The organism is Amycolatopsis sp. NPDC004625, assembly GCF_040609695.1.
Classification (GTDB): domain Bacteria; phylum Actinomycetota; class Actinomycetes; order Mycobacteriales; family Pseudonocardiaceae; genus Amycolatopsis.
Map to the genome: position 1 here is coordinate 287,121 of NZ_JBEXKX010000001.1, position 13,508 is coordinate 300,628.

Sequence of the window (13,508 nt, forward strand, 5' to 3'; positions counted from 1 at the left end):
GGCTGCTCGGACACGGCGAAGGCCGCCTCCCTCGGGAGGCGGCCTTCGATTCGTTCCGGTGGGTCAGTGGCCGAAGGCGCTGCGTGCCGCGAGGTCGGCCAGCAGGGCGCGGCCCTTCTCGGCGTTGCGTGGCTGCGACAGGACGTCGTAGCGGCGGGCCACCAGCTGGCTCTGCGAGACGAACCCGCGCTTGTTCCGGTTCACCGCGTAGCCCAGCGCGCCGAAGAGCAGGTTGAACCCGAGCCCGGCGACCAGGCCGATGACGATCGGGACGAGGCCGGCGCCCGGGTTGAGCAGGCTGAGCATCAGGCCGAGGAAGACACCGAACAGCGCACCGGACGTCGCCGCGCTGCCGAGGACCTTGCCCCACGACATCCGGCCCGCGATCCGCTCGACGAGCATCGGCTCCACGCCGACGATCGTGACGTCGGTGACGGGGAAGTCCGTGCCCGCGAGGTGGTCGACCGCGCGCTGTGCCTGCTCGTAGGACTCGTACGAACCGATCGGCCAGCCGGTGGGCAGGGTCGGCAGCTGGGGCCGGGCCTGCTGCTGTCCGATCGTGCTCTGCTGCGTGAATGCTGTGGTCATCGATCTCACCTCTCTTGCCCTGTCCAACGTCCGGGGGCCCGGGTTTCCTCCCGGCCGGGTGAATTCACAGACTCTTCTCAGCCGGGCAACCCGGACAATCCGGCCGCCGCCTCAATGGTTCAAAAAGATACCTTTTTTCGGGTTGACCGGGCTGGTGTCACCGGGTAGGAAGGACCGGCAAAGGATTCATACCAAACCTTTGGGGCGACGATGGCACGCAGGCGAGGCATGCTCACGCTCGACGAACTCCGGGCGCGCGTGGACGCGGGCACGATCGACACGGTGCTCGTCGCGCTCACCGACATGCAGGGCAGGCTGCAGGGCAAGCGCTGCTCGGCCGAGTACTTCCTCGACGAGGTCGTCGGCCACGCCACCGAGGCGTGCAACTACCTGCTCGCCGTCGACGTCGACATGAACACCGTCGACGGCTACGCGCTTTCCTCCTGGGACAGCGGCTACGGCGACTTCGTGCTGCGCCCCGACCTGGAGACGCTGCGGGAGATCCCGTGGCACGAAGGCACCGCGCTGGTCCTCGCCGACATCGAGCGCGTCGAAGGCGGCCCCGTCCCGATGTCGCCGCGCCAGATCCTGCGCCGCCAGCTCGACCGGCTCGCCGAACGCGGGCTCGCCGCCTACGTCGGCACCGAGCTCGAGTTCATCGTCTTCGACGACACCTACGAGGCCGCCTGGGACAAGCGCTACCACGGCCTCAAGCCCGCCAACCAGTACAACGTCGACTACTCGATGCTCGGCACCGCGCGGCTGGAGCCGCTGCTGCGCCGCATCCGCAACGACATGGCCGGCGCCGGGCTCTACCCGGAGTCCGCCAAGGGCGAGTGCAACCCCGGCCAGCAGGAGATCGCCTTCCGCTACACCGACGCCCTGAGCACGTGCGACAACCACAGCGTCTACAAGAACGGCGCCAAGGAGATCGCCGCGCAGGAGGGCAGGAGCCTCACCTTCATGGCGAAGTACAACGAGCGCGAGGGCAACTCCTGCCACATCCACATCAGCCTGCGCTCCACCGAAGGCCGGGCCGTCCTGGCCGGTGACGGCGAACACGGCTTCTCGAAGCTGATGGAGCACTTCCTCGCCGGTCAGCTCGCCGGGCTGCACGAGCTGACGTACTTCTTCGCGCCGAACGTCAACTCCTACAAGCGGTTCGTGCCCGGCAGCTTCGCGCCGACCGCGATCGCGTGGGGCACCGACAACCGCACGTGCGCGCTGCGGGTCGTCGGGCACGGCGAATCCCTGCGCGTGGAAAACCGCGTGCCGGGCGGGGACGTCAACCCGTACCTGGCCGTCGCCGCGCTCGTCGCCGCCGGCCTGCACGGCATCGAGAACGAGCTGGAGCTCGAAGCGCCCTTCACCGGCAACGCCTACCACTCCGATCGTGCCACCGTGCCGACGACGCTGCCCGAGGCCGCCGCGGCCCTCACGGGGAGCGGCCTGGCGCGGGAGGCCTTCGGCGACGACGTCGTCGACCACTACCTGAACGCGGCGAAGATCGAGATCGACGCCTACAACGCCGCCGTCACCGACTGGGAGCTGATCCGTGGCTTCGAGCGACTTTGAGCCGGTCATCGGCCTCACCAGCTACCTCGAACCCGCGAAGTTCGGCGTCTGGGAGACCGAAGCCGCGCTGCTGCACCGCGTCTACGTCGACTGCGTCGTCGCGGCGGGCGGCATCCCGGTGCTGCTGCCCCCGGTGCCGGCCGGGTACGAGCGCCTGATGTCCACTGTGGACGCCCTGGTGCTCACCGGCGGCGCCGACGTCGAGCCCGCCCGCTACGGCCACGAGCCGCACCCGGCCACCTACGTCCGGCCGCAGCGGGACGCCTTCGAGTTCGGCCTGTTCGACGCCGCGCGCAAGGCAGGCAAGCCCGTGCTCGGCGTGTGCCGCGGCCTGCAGGTGATCAGCGTCGCCCTCGGCGGCACCCTGACCCAGCACCTGCCCGAGACCGCGGGGACCACCGAGCACCAGCCCGCCCCGGCGACGTTCGGCCGGGGGACCGTCACGCTGGCCGAAGGCAGCCGGGCGGCGGCGATCCTCGGACCCGAAACCAAGACCTTGTGCTACCACCACCAGGCGATCGACCGGCTCGGCACCGGCCTGGTGGCCGTCGGCTGGGCCGCCGACGGCACGATCGAGGCCGCCGAACTACCCGGTGAGTTCACCCTCGGCGTCCAGTGGCACCCCGAGCAGGACACCGACGACGTCCGGCTGTTCCAGGCTCTCGTCGAAGCGAGCAAGGAGAACCGATGACCACGAGTTTCGACGTCCTGAACCCCGCCACCGAGGAGGTGGTGCGGAGCGTCCCGCTGACGAGCGCGGAGGAGACCGACGCGGCGATCGCCCGCGCGCACGCGGCCTTCCCGGCGTGGCGCGACGTCACCCCCGGCGACCGCGCACGGCTGCTGCGCCGCTTCGCCGACGCCGTCGAGGCCGACATCGAGCACCTCGCGCGGCTGGAGGTCGAGAACTCCGGGCACACCATCGGCAACGCCCGCTGGGAGGCGGGCAACGTCCGGGACGTGCTCAACTACTACTCCGCGGCGCCGGAACGCCTGATCGGCAGGCAGATCCCGGTCCCGGGCGGGATCAACGTCACCTTCCAGGAACCCCTGGGCGTGGTCGGCGTGATCGTCCCGTGGAACTTCCCGATGCCGATCGCCGGCTGGGGGTTCGCGCCCGCGCTCGCCGCCGGGAACACCGTCGTCCTCAAACCGGCCGAGCTGACGCCGCTGACCGCCATCCGGCTGGCCGAGCTGGCGCGCGAGGCGGGCATCCCGGAGGACGTCTTCCAGGTGCTGCCCGGCAAGGGATCCGTGGTCGGGCAGCGGTTCGTGGACCACCCGGGCGTGCGCAAGGTCGTCTTCACCGGCTCGACCGAGGTCGGCAAGCAGATCATGGCCGGCTGCGCGGCCCAGGTGAAGCGCGTGACGCTGGAGCTGGGCGGCAAGAACGCGAACATCGTCTTCGCCGACTCCGACCTGGAGAAGGCCGCGGCGACCGCGCCCTACGGCGTCTTCGACAACGCGGGCCAGGACTGCTGCGCGCGGTCGCTGATCCTCGTGCAGGCGAGCGCGTACGACCGGTTCATGGAGCTGCTCGAGCCCGCGGTGCACGGCGTCGTCGTCGGCGACCCCGGCGACGAGAAGACCGAGATGGGCCCGCTGATCTCGGCCGCGCACCGGGAGAAGGTCGCCTCCTACGTCCCGGCCGACGCGCCCGTGGCGTTCCGCGGCTCCGCTCCCGAAGGCCGCGGCTTCTGGTTCCCGCCGACCGTCGTCACCCCGCCCGACCTGCGCCACCCGCTCGCCGCGGAGGAGGTCTTCGGCCCGGTCGTCGCCGTCGTGCCGTTCGCGGACGAGGCCGAGGCGGTCCGGATGGCCAACGCGACCGAATACGGCCTGTCCGGGTCGATCTGGACCCGCGACGCCGGCCGCGCGTTCCGGGTTGCGCGCGGCGTCGAATCCGGCAACCTCTCGGTGAACTCGCACTCGTCGGTGCGCTACTGGACGCCGTTCGGCGGCTTCAAGCAGTCCGGCCTCGGCCGCGAGCTCGGCCCGGACGCCGCCGCGGCGTTCACCGAAACCAAGAACGTCTTTCTGAGCACGGAGGAGTAATGGTCCAGCGTTTCGAAGGCCGCGTCGCGGTCATCACCGGCGGCGCGAGCGGCATCGGGCTCGCCTCGGCCCGCCGTCTGGCGAGCGAGGGTGCGAAGGTCGTCATCGCGGACCTCTCGCCGGTCGAGGGCAAGGCGGCCGCCGACGACATCGGCGGCGCGTTCATCCAGACCGACGTCACCGACGCCGAGCAGGTCGAGAACCTGTTCCACAGCACGGTCGAGCAGTTCGGCTCGGTCGACGTCGCCTTCAACAACGCGGGGATTTCGCCGCCCGAGGACGACTCGATCCTGACCACCGGCATCGAGGCGTGGGACCGGGTCCAGCGCGTCAACCTGACCTCGGTGTACCACTGCTGCAAGGCGGTCCTGCCGCACATGCAGCGCCAGGGCCGCGGTTCGATCATCAACACGGCGTCGTTCGTGGCCGTGATGGGCGCGGCGACGTCGCAGATTTCGTACACGGCGTCCAAGGGCGGGGTGCTCGCGATGAGCCGCGAGCTCGGGGTGCAGTTCGCGCGGGAGAACATCCGCGTCAACGCGCTGTGCCCGGGCCCGGTGAACACGCCGCTGCTGAAGGAGCTGTTCGCCAAGGACCCGGAACGCGCGGCCCGCCGCCTGATCCACGTCCCGGTCGGCCGGTTCGCGGAGCCGGAGGAGATCGCGGGCGCGGTGGCCTTCCTGGCCAGCGACGACGCGAGTTTCATCACGGCGTCCCAGTTCCTGGTCGACGGCGGCATCTCGGGCGCGTACGTCACCCCGCTCTAACGGCGGGTCTTGACGCCGTAGACCTCCTTAAGGAACTTCCAGGCGGCGTTGAGGCGCTTGCGTTCTTCGGAGATGGCTTTCTCCCGGCGCCGCAGGATCCGGGTGGCGACCTCGGAGGCGAGGAACGCGCCGGCGGCGAAGGTCAGGACGCCGACGATCAGGGTGAGGGCGATGACGGTGGTGGTCATGGTGACCAGCGTCGGCCGCGCCCGGGCGATTCGTCCCTGCGCAAAGCTAGCGGGTTTCGTTAGCTTTGTGAGGTGACGCACTGGCGCGCCGACGAGTGGGCGGAAGCGGTCCGGGCCGGCCTGCGCTCCCGCGGGCTCTCCCTCGACGAGGCCGCGCGGCGCGTCGGCGTTCCCACCTCCACCCTGCGCAGCTGGATCGAGCACCGGCACGCGCCGAAGGTCACCGTCTTCGACCACTGGGCCCAGCTCGCCGACGTCACCGGCCTCAGCGAGGCCGAGCTCCTGCGCGTCGCCGGTGTGCTGCCCGACTCCCTCGCCGGCCCCGTGCACGTCGCCCAGGCGGCGAAGGCGCTCAGGGAGGGCATCGACCGGGCCGGGCAGTTCCTCCGGCAGGCCACCGCGCTCGTCTACTCCTCGCCCGGCACGCAGGTGGCCAACGCCATCGCCGCGTCGCCCGTCGACTGGGAGATGCGGATCCGGTCGGCCACCCGCGGCGACGAGGTCCGCGTCACCTACCACCACTACGTCGGGATCGTGCCGCCGCGGGACTTCCCGCACGACGACGCCGAGGTGCGCCGGATCATCGAGCACGACGTCCTCGGCGAGCTGTGGCGGCCGCTCGGGCTGTACTGGCGGGTCGCGGAGGTGCACGACTGGCACGAACCGCCGCGGCTGGTGATCCAGGTGCCCGAGCAGGAGGCGACGCGGCCGCCCGCGCCGTCGCCCGTGGTCGCCGCGCCGCCGGTCGTCGTGCTGTCGCCGATCTGGGGGTACGGCGAGCTGCTCGCCTCGCTGGTCGCCGACGGGCTCGGCTTCGGCAACGTCGACTTCCGCTACTTCGGCCTGCCCGAAACGATGGCCGACCGGGTCCGGATCACCGCCCGTGAGCTGGCCGAACCCGCGCCGCGGCTGGTGCACTCGGTGCCGCCGATCATGCTGCTGCACGGCCTCGCCGTGCCGGACCTGACCGGCCGCCTCCCGATCGTCGTCCGGTACGGGCCGCGGATGCGCGCCCGCGCGGCCCGCATCTACCGCGAGCCGCTGCTGGAGGCCGGGTTCACCGACCCCGAGGAGGGCGCGAAAGCGATCGAAGACGCCGTCACGGTCCCGCCCGGCTGCCCGCACTTCGAGGTGACGCTGGCCGACGAGGACGTCTTCGACGGCGACCGGCCGTCCCTGGACCGGCTCAACGACTCGGTGGCCTGGTTCGCCGAGCAGATCGTCGAGCAGGTGCTGCTGGGCGCCGGCCGGCCGCCGGTGCCGGTCGGCGGGCCGTTGAAACGCCTGGTCCTGCCGTCGGGGCGGGTCCGGCGGCCGCCGGTGCTGGCCGGGCGGGTCGTGCGTCGAGCCGCGGTCGAAGACTGATGTGGTGTTGCCCGGGTGAAGTAGACGGACCTCGAACCCGCCGGGTACCGTAGCCGCCACAACTGCAGATCGGGCCGTAGAGCCGAGGCGGGAGAGCCCTCACGAAGTCGGTGGGGCACCGAAGGAGCAAACTCCCCGGAATCTCTCAGGTACCTGCTACCGCTTCGCGCGAGGCCACTCTGGAAAGCAGGCGCACCCGCGCCTCACCCAAGGTGAAAGCCGTGTCGCTCACGGTGAAACTCTCAGGTGCCATGACAGAGGGGGAGTTCCCAGCGCACCGCTGTGTGCCCGGCCTTAGGAGCTCCCGATCACTTCCACGCAGTTCGACGCCCGCCACATCGGCCCGTCCGAGGCCGAACGCGCGAAGATGCTCGCCGAGTGCGGCTACGGCAGCCTGGACGCCCTCGTCGGCGCCGCCGTCCCGAGCGCCATCCGCGCCACCCGTGACCTGCGGCTCCCGCCCGCCGCGTCCGAAGAGGACGCCACCGCGGAACTGCGCGCCCTCGCCGCGCGCAACCGGCCGATGACGCAGATGATCGGCCTGGGCTACTCCGACACCGTCACGCCGGGCGTCATCCGCCGGAACGTGCTCGAGAACCCGGCCTGGTACACCGCGTACACGCCCTACCAGCCGGAAATCTCCCAGGGCCGCCTCGAAGCCCTCCTCAACTTCCAGACCATGGTCGCCGACCTGACCGGCCTGGCCACCGCGAACGCCTCGCTGCTGGACGAGTCGACCGCCGTCGCCGAGGCCGTCACGCTGATGCGCCGCGCGTCCAAGTCCAAGTCGAACAAGGTCGTCCTGGACGCCGAGTGCCTGCCGCAGACCATCGCCGTCGTGCGCACCCGCGTCGAGGCCCTCGGCATCGAGGTCGAGGTGCGCGACCTGCTGACCGGCCTGCCGGACGACTTCTTCGGCGTCGTCGTCCAGTACCCGGGCGCGTCCGGTGTGCTGCGCGGCCGCGGTTTCTACCACGCGGTTTCCGAGTCGGCAAAGGCCGCGGGCGCCCTGTTCACCGTCGCCGCCGACCTCCTCGCGCTCACCCTGATCACCTCGCCCGGCGAGTTCGGTGCCGACGTCGCCGCCGGTTCGACGCAGCGCTTCGGCGTCCCGCTCGGCTACGGCGGCCCGCACGCCGGGTACATGTCCGTCCGCGCCGGCCTCGAGCGCTCGCTGCCCGGGCGGCTGGTCGGCGTCTCGGTCGACGCCGACGGCAACTCCGCCTACCGCCTCGCGCTGCAGACGCGGGAGCAGCACATCCGCCGCGAGAAGGCGACGTCGAACATCTGCACCGCGCAGGTCCTGCCGGCCGTGCTCGCCGCGATGTACGCGGTCTACCACGGCCCGGACGGCCTGAAGAAGATCGCCCGGCGCGTCCACGGCCTGGCCGCGGGCTTCGCCGAGGCACTGCGCAAGACCGGTGTCGAGGTCGTGCACGAGTCGTTCTTCGACACCGTCCTCGCGCGGGTCCCGGGCGGGGCCGCCGAGGTCCACGCGGCCGCCCGCGCGGCCGGCGTCAACCTCGGCCACGTCGACGCCGACCACGTCCGCGTCGCCTTCGACGAGGTCAGCACCCCGGCGATCACCGCGAAGGTGCTGCGCGCGTTCGGCGTCGAAGAAGACGTCGAGGACGGCGTCGCATTGCCGAACGGCTTGGCCCGCGAGAGCGGCTTCATGGGGCACGAGGTCTTCGGCACCCACCGCTCCGAGACGGCGATGCTGCGCTACCTGCGCAGGCTGTCCGACCAGGACTACGCCCTCGACCGCGGCATGATCCCGCTCGGTTCCTGCACGATGAAGCTCAACGCCACCACGGAGATGGAGCCGATCAGCTGGCGCGAGTTCGCGGGCATCCACCCGTTCGCCCCGGCCGAAGACGCCGAGGGCTACCACACGCTCGTGGCACAGCTGGCGGACTGGCTGGCCGAGGTCACCGGCTACGACCAGGTGTCGCTGCAGCCGAACGCGGGCAGCCAGGGCGAGCTCGCCGGGCTGCTGGCGATCCGCGCGTACCACCGCGCGAACGGCGACGAGGCCCGGGACGTCTGCCTGATCCCGTCGTCCGCGCACGGCACCAACGCCGCCTCCGCGGTGCTCGCCGGGATGCGCGTGGTCGTCGTCAAGTGCACCGACGAGGGCAACGTCGACCTGGCCGACCTGCGCGCCAAGGTGGCCGCCCACCAGGACACCCTCGCCGCGATCATGGTCACCTACCCGTCCACGCACGGCGTGTACGAGCACGACATCGACGAGCTGGCCAAGATCGTCCACGACGGCGGCGGCCAGGTGTACGTCGACGGCGCGAACCTCAACGCCCTGCTCGGCCTGGCCAAGCCGGGCGAGTTCGGCGGCGACGTCTCGCACCTGAACCTGCACAAGACCTTCTGCATCCCGCACGGCGGTGGCGGTCCGGGCGTCGGCCCGGTCGCGGTGCGCGCACACCTGGCGCCCTACCTGCCGAACCACCCGCTGCTCGACGCCGCCGGTCCGGAAACCGGCGTCGGCCCGATCAGCGGCGCGCCCTACGGCTCGGCGTCGATCCTGCCGATCTCGTGGGCCTACGTGCGGATGATGGGTGCACCCGGCCTGACCGCCGCGACGAAGGTCGCCGTGCTCGCCGCGAACTACGTCGCCTCGCGCCTGGCGCCGCACTACCCGGTGCTCTACACGGGCCAGGACGGTCTGGTCGCGCACGAGTGCATCCTCGACCTGCGCCAGATCACCAAGGAGACCGGCGTGACGGTCGACGACGTCGCCAAGCGGCTCATCGACTACGGCTTCCACGCGCCGACCATGTCGTTCCCGGTCGCGGGCACGCTGATGGTCGAGCCGACCGAGTCCGAGGACCTCGGCGAGATCGACCGGTTCTGCGACGCGATGATCGCCATCCGCGCCGAGATCGACGAGGTGGCCAACGGCAAGTGGACCGCGGAGGAGTCGCCGCTGCGGGGCGCCCCGCACACCGCGGAGACGCTGGTCGGGGAGTGGGACAAGCCCTACAGCCGCGAGCTGGCCGTGTTCCCGGCGGGTGTTTCGCGCAAGAACAAGTACTGGCCCCCGGTGCGTCGCATCGACGGCGCCCGCGGCGACCGTAACCTCGTGTGCTCCTGCCCGCCCCTCAGCGAGTACGGCTCGTGAGTGGTTAGGCGGGTTCTAACCCTCCTTACCACTCACGACCACCTACGGAAGGCGACCATTTCCCCCATGTCTCGCGAAACCTCCCTGCACGGAGTCCACAAGGGACTCGGTGCGCTGTTCACCGACTTCGCCGGCTGGTCCATGCCGGTCCGCTACGCCAGCGAGCTGGCCGAGCACAAGGCCGTCCGCGAGGCGGCCGGGCTGTTCGACCTCTCGCACATGGCCGAAATCCACGTCACCGGCAAGCAGGCGGCCGACGTCCTGGACTTCGCGCTGGTCGGCAACCTCACCGGGGTCAAGCCGGGCCGGGCGCGGTACACGATGATCTGCAACCCCGAGGGCGGGGTGCTCGACGACCTGGTCGTCTACCGCCTGGCCGACGAGCACTACCTGGTCGTCGCGAACGCGGGCAACGCGAAGGTCGTCGCCGACGCCCTCGCCGAGCGGGTCGCGGGCTTCGACGCCGTGGTCGACGACCGGTCCGAGACGACCGCGCTGATCGCCGTCCAGGGCCCGAAGGCCGTCGAGATCCTCGGCGCAGTCACCGACGCCGACCTGGACGCGCTCAAGTACTACGCCAGCGTCCCGGCGTCGGTGAAGGGCCACGACGTCCTGCTCGCCCGCACCGGCTACACCGGCGAGGACGGCTTCGAGCTGTTCGTCGACGCCGACGAGGCCCCGGCGTTGTGGCGGCTGCTCCTGGAGACCGGCGAGCCGCACGGCCTGGTCCCGGCCGGTCTCGCCTGCCGCGACACGCTGCGGCTGGAAGCCGGGATGCCGTTGTACGGCAACGAACTCACCGTGGACCAGAGCCCGTTCGAGGCCGGGCTCGGCCGCGTGGTCAAGTTCGAGAAGCCGGGCGACTTCGTCGGCCGCGCGGCGCTGGAAGAGCGGTCCAAGCAGGACGTTCCGCGCGTGCGGGTCGGCCTGAAGGGCGCCGGTCGCCGGGCCCCGCGGCACGGTTACCAGCTGCTCGCCGACGGCGTGGACAGCGCGGTGATCGGCGAGGTCACCAGCGGCGCGCTGTCGCCCACGCTGGGTTACCCGATCGCCATGGCGTACGTCGATCGGGCGTACGCCGAGCCCGGCACCAAGCTCTCCGTCGACATCCGGGGCAGGATCGAGCCCGTCGAGGTCGTCGCCCTGCCCTTCTACTCCCGCGCGTAAGGACTGTTGAACCGTGAGCATCCCCGAGAACCTGCAGTACACCAAGGAACACGAGTGGCTGAAGGTCGAGGACGGCGTCGCCACCGTCGGCATCACCGCCTTCGCCGCCGAATCGCTCGGTGACATCGTGTTCGTCCAGCTCCCCGACGCGGGCTCGGCCATCACCGCCGGCGAGGTGTTCGGCGAGGTCGAGTCGACCAAGTCGGTCAGCGAGCTGTACGCGCCGGTCTCCGGCGAGGTCGTCGAGGTGAACGGCACCACATCGGACACCCCCGAGGTCATCAACTCCGACCCGTACACCGAAGGATGGCTCCTGAAGGTGCGCCTGACCGGGGACGTGCCGGAACTGCTCGACGCCGCCGCCTACGCCGCGCTCACCCAGGAGAACTGATGACGACTTTCGACGCTCACCTCGCCGACGTCGACCCCGAGGTCGCGGCGGCCGTCGCCGACGAGCTGACCCGTCAGCAGTCCACCCTGGAAATGATCGCCTCCGAGAACTTCGCCCCGGTGGGCGTGCTCGAGGCGCAGGGTTCGGTGCTGACCAACAAGTACGCCGAGGGCTACCCCGGACGTCGTTATTACGGCGGCTGCGAGCACGTCGACGTCGTCGAGCAGCTCGCCATCGACCGCGCGAAGGCCCTCTTCGGCGCCGAGCACGCCAACGTCCAGCCGCACTCCGGCGCGCAGGCCAACGCGGCCGCGATGTTCGCCGTGCTCAAGCCGGGCGACACGATCCTCGGGCTCGACCTGGCGCACGGCGGTCACCTGACGCACGGGATGAAGATCAACTTCTCGGGCAAGCTCTACAACGTCGTCGCCTACCACGTCGACAAGGAGACCGGGATCGTCGACCTGGCCGAGATCGAGCGCCTGGCCGTCGAGCACAAGCCGAAGCTGATCATCGCCGGCTGGTCGGCCTACCCGCGTCAGCTGGACTTCGCCGAGTTCCGCCGCATCGCGGACCTCGTCGACGCACGCCTGATGGTGGACATGGCGCACTTCGCCGGGCTGGTCGCGGCCGGGCTGCACCCGTCGCCGGTGCCGCACGCCGACATCGTCACCACGACCACGCACAAGACTCTCGGCGGCCCGCGCGGCGGCCTCATCCTGTGCCGCGAGGAACTGGCGAAGAAGATCAACTCGTCGGTGTTCCCGGGGCAGCAGGGCGGGCCGCTGGAGCACGTCATCGCGGCCAAGGCCGTCGCGCTGAAGATCGCCGCGAGCGACGAGTTCCGCGAGCGTCAGGAGCGGACCCTCGAAGGCTCGCGGATCCTGGCCGCGCGGCTGTCGCGGGAAGACTGCGCGTCGGCAGGCGTGCGGGTGCTGACCGGCGGCACCGACGTCCACCTGGTGCTCGTCGACCTGGTCCAGTCCACTCTGGACGGTCAGCAGGCCGAGGACCGGCTGCACGAGGTCGGCATCACGGTCAACCGCAACGCCGTCCCGTTCGACCCGCGGCCGCCGATGATCACGTCGGGCCTGCGGATCGGCACGCCGGCGCTGGCCACCCGCGGCTTCCAGGCGGCCGACTTCACCGAGGTCGCCGACATCATCGCCGAGGCGCTCAAACCGGACTTCGACGACGCCGTGCGGTCGAAGCTGCGCGACCGCGTCGAGACGCTGGCCAAGAAGCACCCGCTGTACGCGGACCTTTCGCGATGAGCGCCCAGCCCGAGGGCCGGAAGCTGCTGCGTCTGGAAGTTCGCAACAGTGAGACGCCGATCGAGAAGAAGCCGTCGTGGATCAAGACGCGGGTGCGGATGGGGCCGGAGTTCACCGAGCTCAAGGGTCTGGTGCGCCGCGAGGGTCTCCACACCGTCTGCGAAGAGGCTGGTTGTCCCAACATCTACGAGTGCTGGGAGGACCGGGAGGCGACGTTCCTGATCGGTGGGGATCAGTGCACGCGTCGGTGTGACTTCTGTCAGATCGACACGGGTAAGCCCGCTGAGCTGGACCGGACTGAGCCGCGGAAGGTCGCGGAGTCGGTGCAGGCGATGGGGTTGCGGTATTCGACGGTCACCGGCGTGGCCCGTGATGACCTTGAGGATGGCGGCGCTTGGCTCTACGCCGAGACCGTTCGGCAGATTCACGCTCTGAACCCCGGCACGGGTGTGGAGTTGTTGATCCCGGACTTCAATGCGGATCCGGCGCAGCTGGCCGAGGTGTTCGGGTCGCGTCCGGAGGTTTTGGCGCACAATGTGGAGACGGTGCCGCGGATTTTCAAGCGGATCCGTCCCGGTTTCCGGTACGCGCGGTCGCTGGAGGTCATCACGGCGGCGCGTGAGGCTGGTTTGGTGACGAAGTCGAACCTGATCCTGGGGATGGGCGAGACCCCCGACGAGGTGGCTCCGGCGATGCAGGATCTGGTGGATGCCGGGTGCGAGATTTTGACGATCACGCAGTATCTGCGTCCCTCCCCGCGGCATCACCCGGTGGACCGGTGGGTCAAGCCGGAGGAGTTCGTCGAGCACTCGAAGGCGGCCGAAGCGATGGGCTTCGCGGGCGTGATGGCCGGGCCGCTCGTGCGGTCGTCGTACCGCGCGGGACGGCTCTACGCCCAGACCAAGCGTTACCGTGGAGAAGAGCTGCCGGAGAACCTGGCCCACCTCGCCGACCAGGGCCCGGCTTCGCAAGAGGCCAGCTCGCTGCTGGCCCGATAGG

General features: G+C 70.6%; 12 protein-coding genes and 1 riboswitch. Of the genes, 10 read left to right on the top strand and 2 right to left on the bottom strand.

Annotation, left to right across the window (positions count from 1 at the left end; translation table 11 throughout):
* Nucleotides 1-63: 63 nt before the first annotated feature.
* Complete coding sequence (locus ABZW17_RS01335; protein ID WP_354808417.1) at nt 64-588, bottom strand: general stress protein; 525 nt, start codon at nt 586-588, stop codon at nt 64-66.
* 228 nt (nt 589-816) lie between these two features.
* Between ABZW17_RS01335 and ABZW17_RS01340 the strand changes: the two genes are divergently transcribed.
* Genes ABZW17_RS01340 through ABZW17_RS01355 form a run of 4 tightly spaced genes read left to right on the top strand, consistent with a single transcriptional unit; the run spans nt 817 to nt 4,985 of the window.
* Complete coding sequence (locus ABZW17_RS01340) at nt 817-2,163, top strand: glutamine synthetase family protein (protein ID WP_354808615.1); 1,347 nt, start codon at nt 817-819, stop codon at nt 2,161-2,163.
* Complete coding sequence (locus ABZW17_RS01345) at nt 2,144-2,854, top strand: gamma-glutamyl-gamma-aminobutyrate hydrolase family protein (protein ID WP_354808419.1); 711 nt, start codon at nt 2,144-2,146, stop codon at nt 2,852-2,854. Before ABZW17_RS01340 ends, ABZW17_RS01345 begins: the two co-directional genes overlap by 20 nt.
* Nucleotides 2,851-4,218 (top strand): aldehyde dehydrogenase family protein, encoded by a 1,368-nt coding sequence (locus ABZW17_RS01350; RefSeq protein WP_354808421.1) that lies wholly within the window; start codon nt 2,851-2,853, stop codon nt 4,216-4,218. Before ABZW17_RS01345 ends, ABZW17_RS01350 begins: the two co-directional genes overlap by 4 nt.
* Nucleotides 4,218-4,985 (top strand): 3-oxoacyl-ACP reductase, encoded by a 768-nt coding sequence (locus tag ABZW17_RS01355; protein WP_354808423.1) that lies wholly within the window; start codon nt 4,218-4,220, stop codon nt 4,983-4,985. Before ABZW17_RS01350 ends, ABZW17_RS01355 begins: the two co-directional genes overlap by 1 nt.
* Here ABZW17_RS01355 and ABZW17_RS01360 read toward each other — a convergent pair.
* Complete coding sequence (locus ABZW17_RS01360; protein ID WP_354808425.1) at nt 4,982-5,173, bottom strand: hypothetical protein; 192 nt, start codon at nt 5,171-5,173, stop codon at nt 4,982-4,984. The two genes, ABZW17_RS01355 and ABZW17_RS01360, sit on opposite strands and share 4 nt — an antisense overlap.
* A 72-nt stretch (nt 5,174-5,245) precedes the next feature.
* Here ABZW17_RS01360 and ABZW17_RS01365 point away from each other — a divergent pair, with 72 nt between their 5' ends.
* The 6 genes from ABZW17_RS01365 to lipA all read left to right on the top strand — a co-directional run bounded on the left by ABZW17_RS01365 (nt 5,246) and on the right by lipA (nt 13,507).
* Entirely contained in the window at nt 5,246-6,538 is a 1,293-nt protein-coding gene (locus tag ABZW17_RS01365) for a helix-turn-helix transcriptional regulator (protein WP_354808427.1), read from the top strand.
* 169 nt (nt 6,539-6,707) lie between these two features.
* Nucleotides 6,708-6,806: riboswitch (glycine riboswitch) on the top strand.
* A 39-nt stretch (nt 6,807-6,845) separates the two neighbouring features.
* A complete protein-coding gene (gene gcvP, locus ABZW17_RS01370) occupies nt 6,846-9,677 on the top strand; it encodes an aminomethyl-transferring glycine dehydrogenase (RefSeq protein WP_354808617.1) in 2,832 nt (943 codons plus the stop codon).
* 66 nt (nt 9,678-9,743) lie between these two features.
* Entirely contained in the window at nt 9,744-10,844 is a 1,101-nt protein-coding gene (gene gcvT, locus ABZW17_RS01375; protein ID WP_354808429.1) for a glycine cleavage system aminomethyltransferase GcvT, read from the top strand.
* Nucleotides 10,845-10,857: 13 nt separating this feature from the next.
* Nucleotides 10,858-11,235, top strand: a complete 378-nt coding sequence (gcvH, locus tag ABZW17_RS01380) for a glycine cleavage system protein GcvH (RefSeq protein ID WP_354808431.1) — start codon at nt 10,858-10,860, stop codon at nt 11,233-11,235.
* Entirely contained in the window at nt 11,235-12,509 is a 1,275-nt protein-coding gene (glyA, locus tag ABZW17_RS01385) for a serine hydroxymethyltransferase (RefSeq protein ID WP_354808433.1), read from the top strand. Before gcvH ends, glyA begins: the two co-directional genes overlap by 1 nt.
* Nucleotides 12,506-13,507 (top strand): lipoyl synthase, encoded by a 1,002-nt coding sequence (gene lipA / locus ABZW17_RS01390; RefSeq protein WP_354808435.1) that lies wholly within the window; start codon nt 12,506-12,508, stop codon nt 13,505-13,507. The genes glyA and lipA overlap by 4 nt, the downstream gene beginning before the upstream one ends.
* The last annotated feature ends 1 nt before the right edge of the window (nt 13,508 follow it).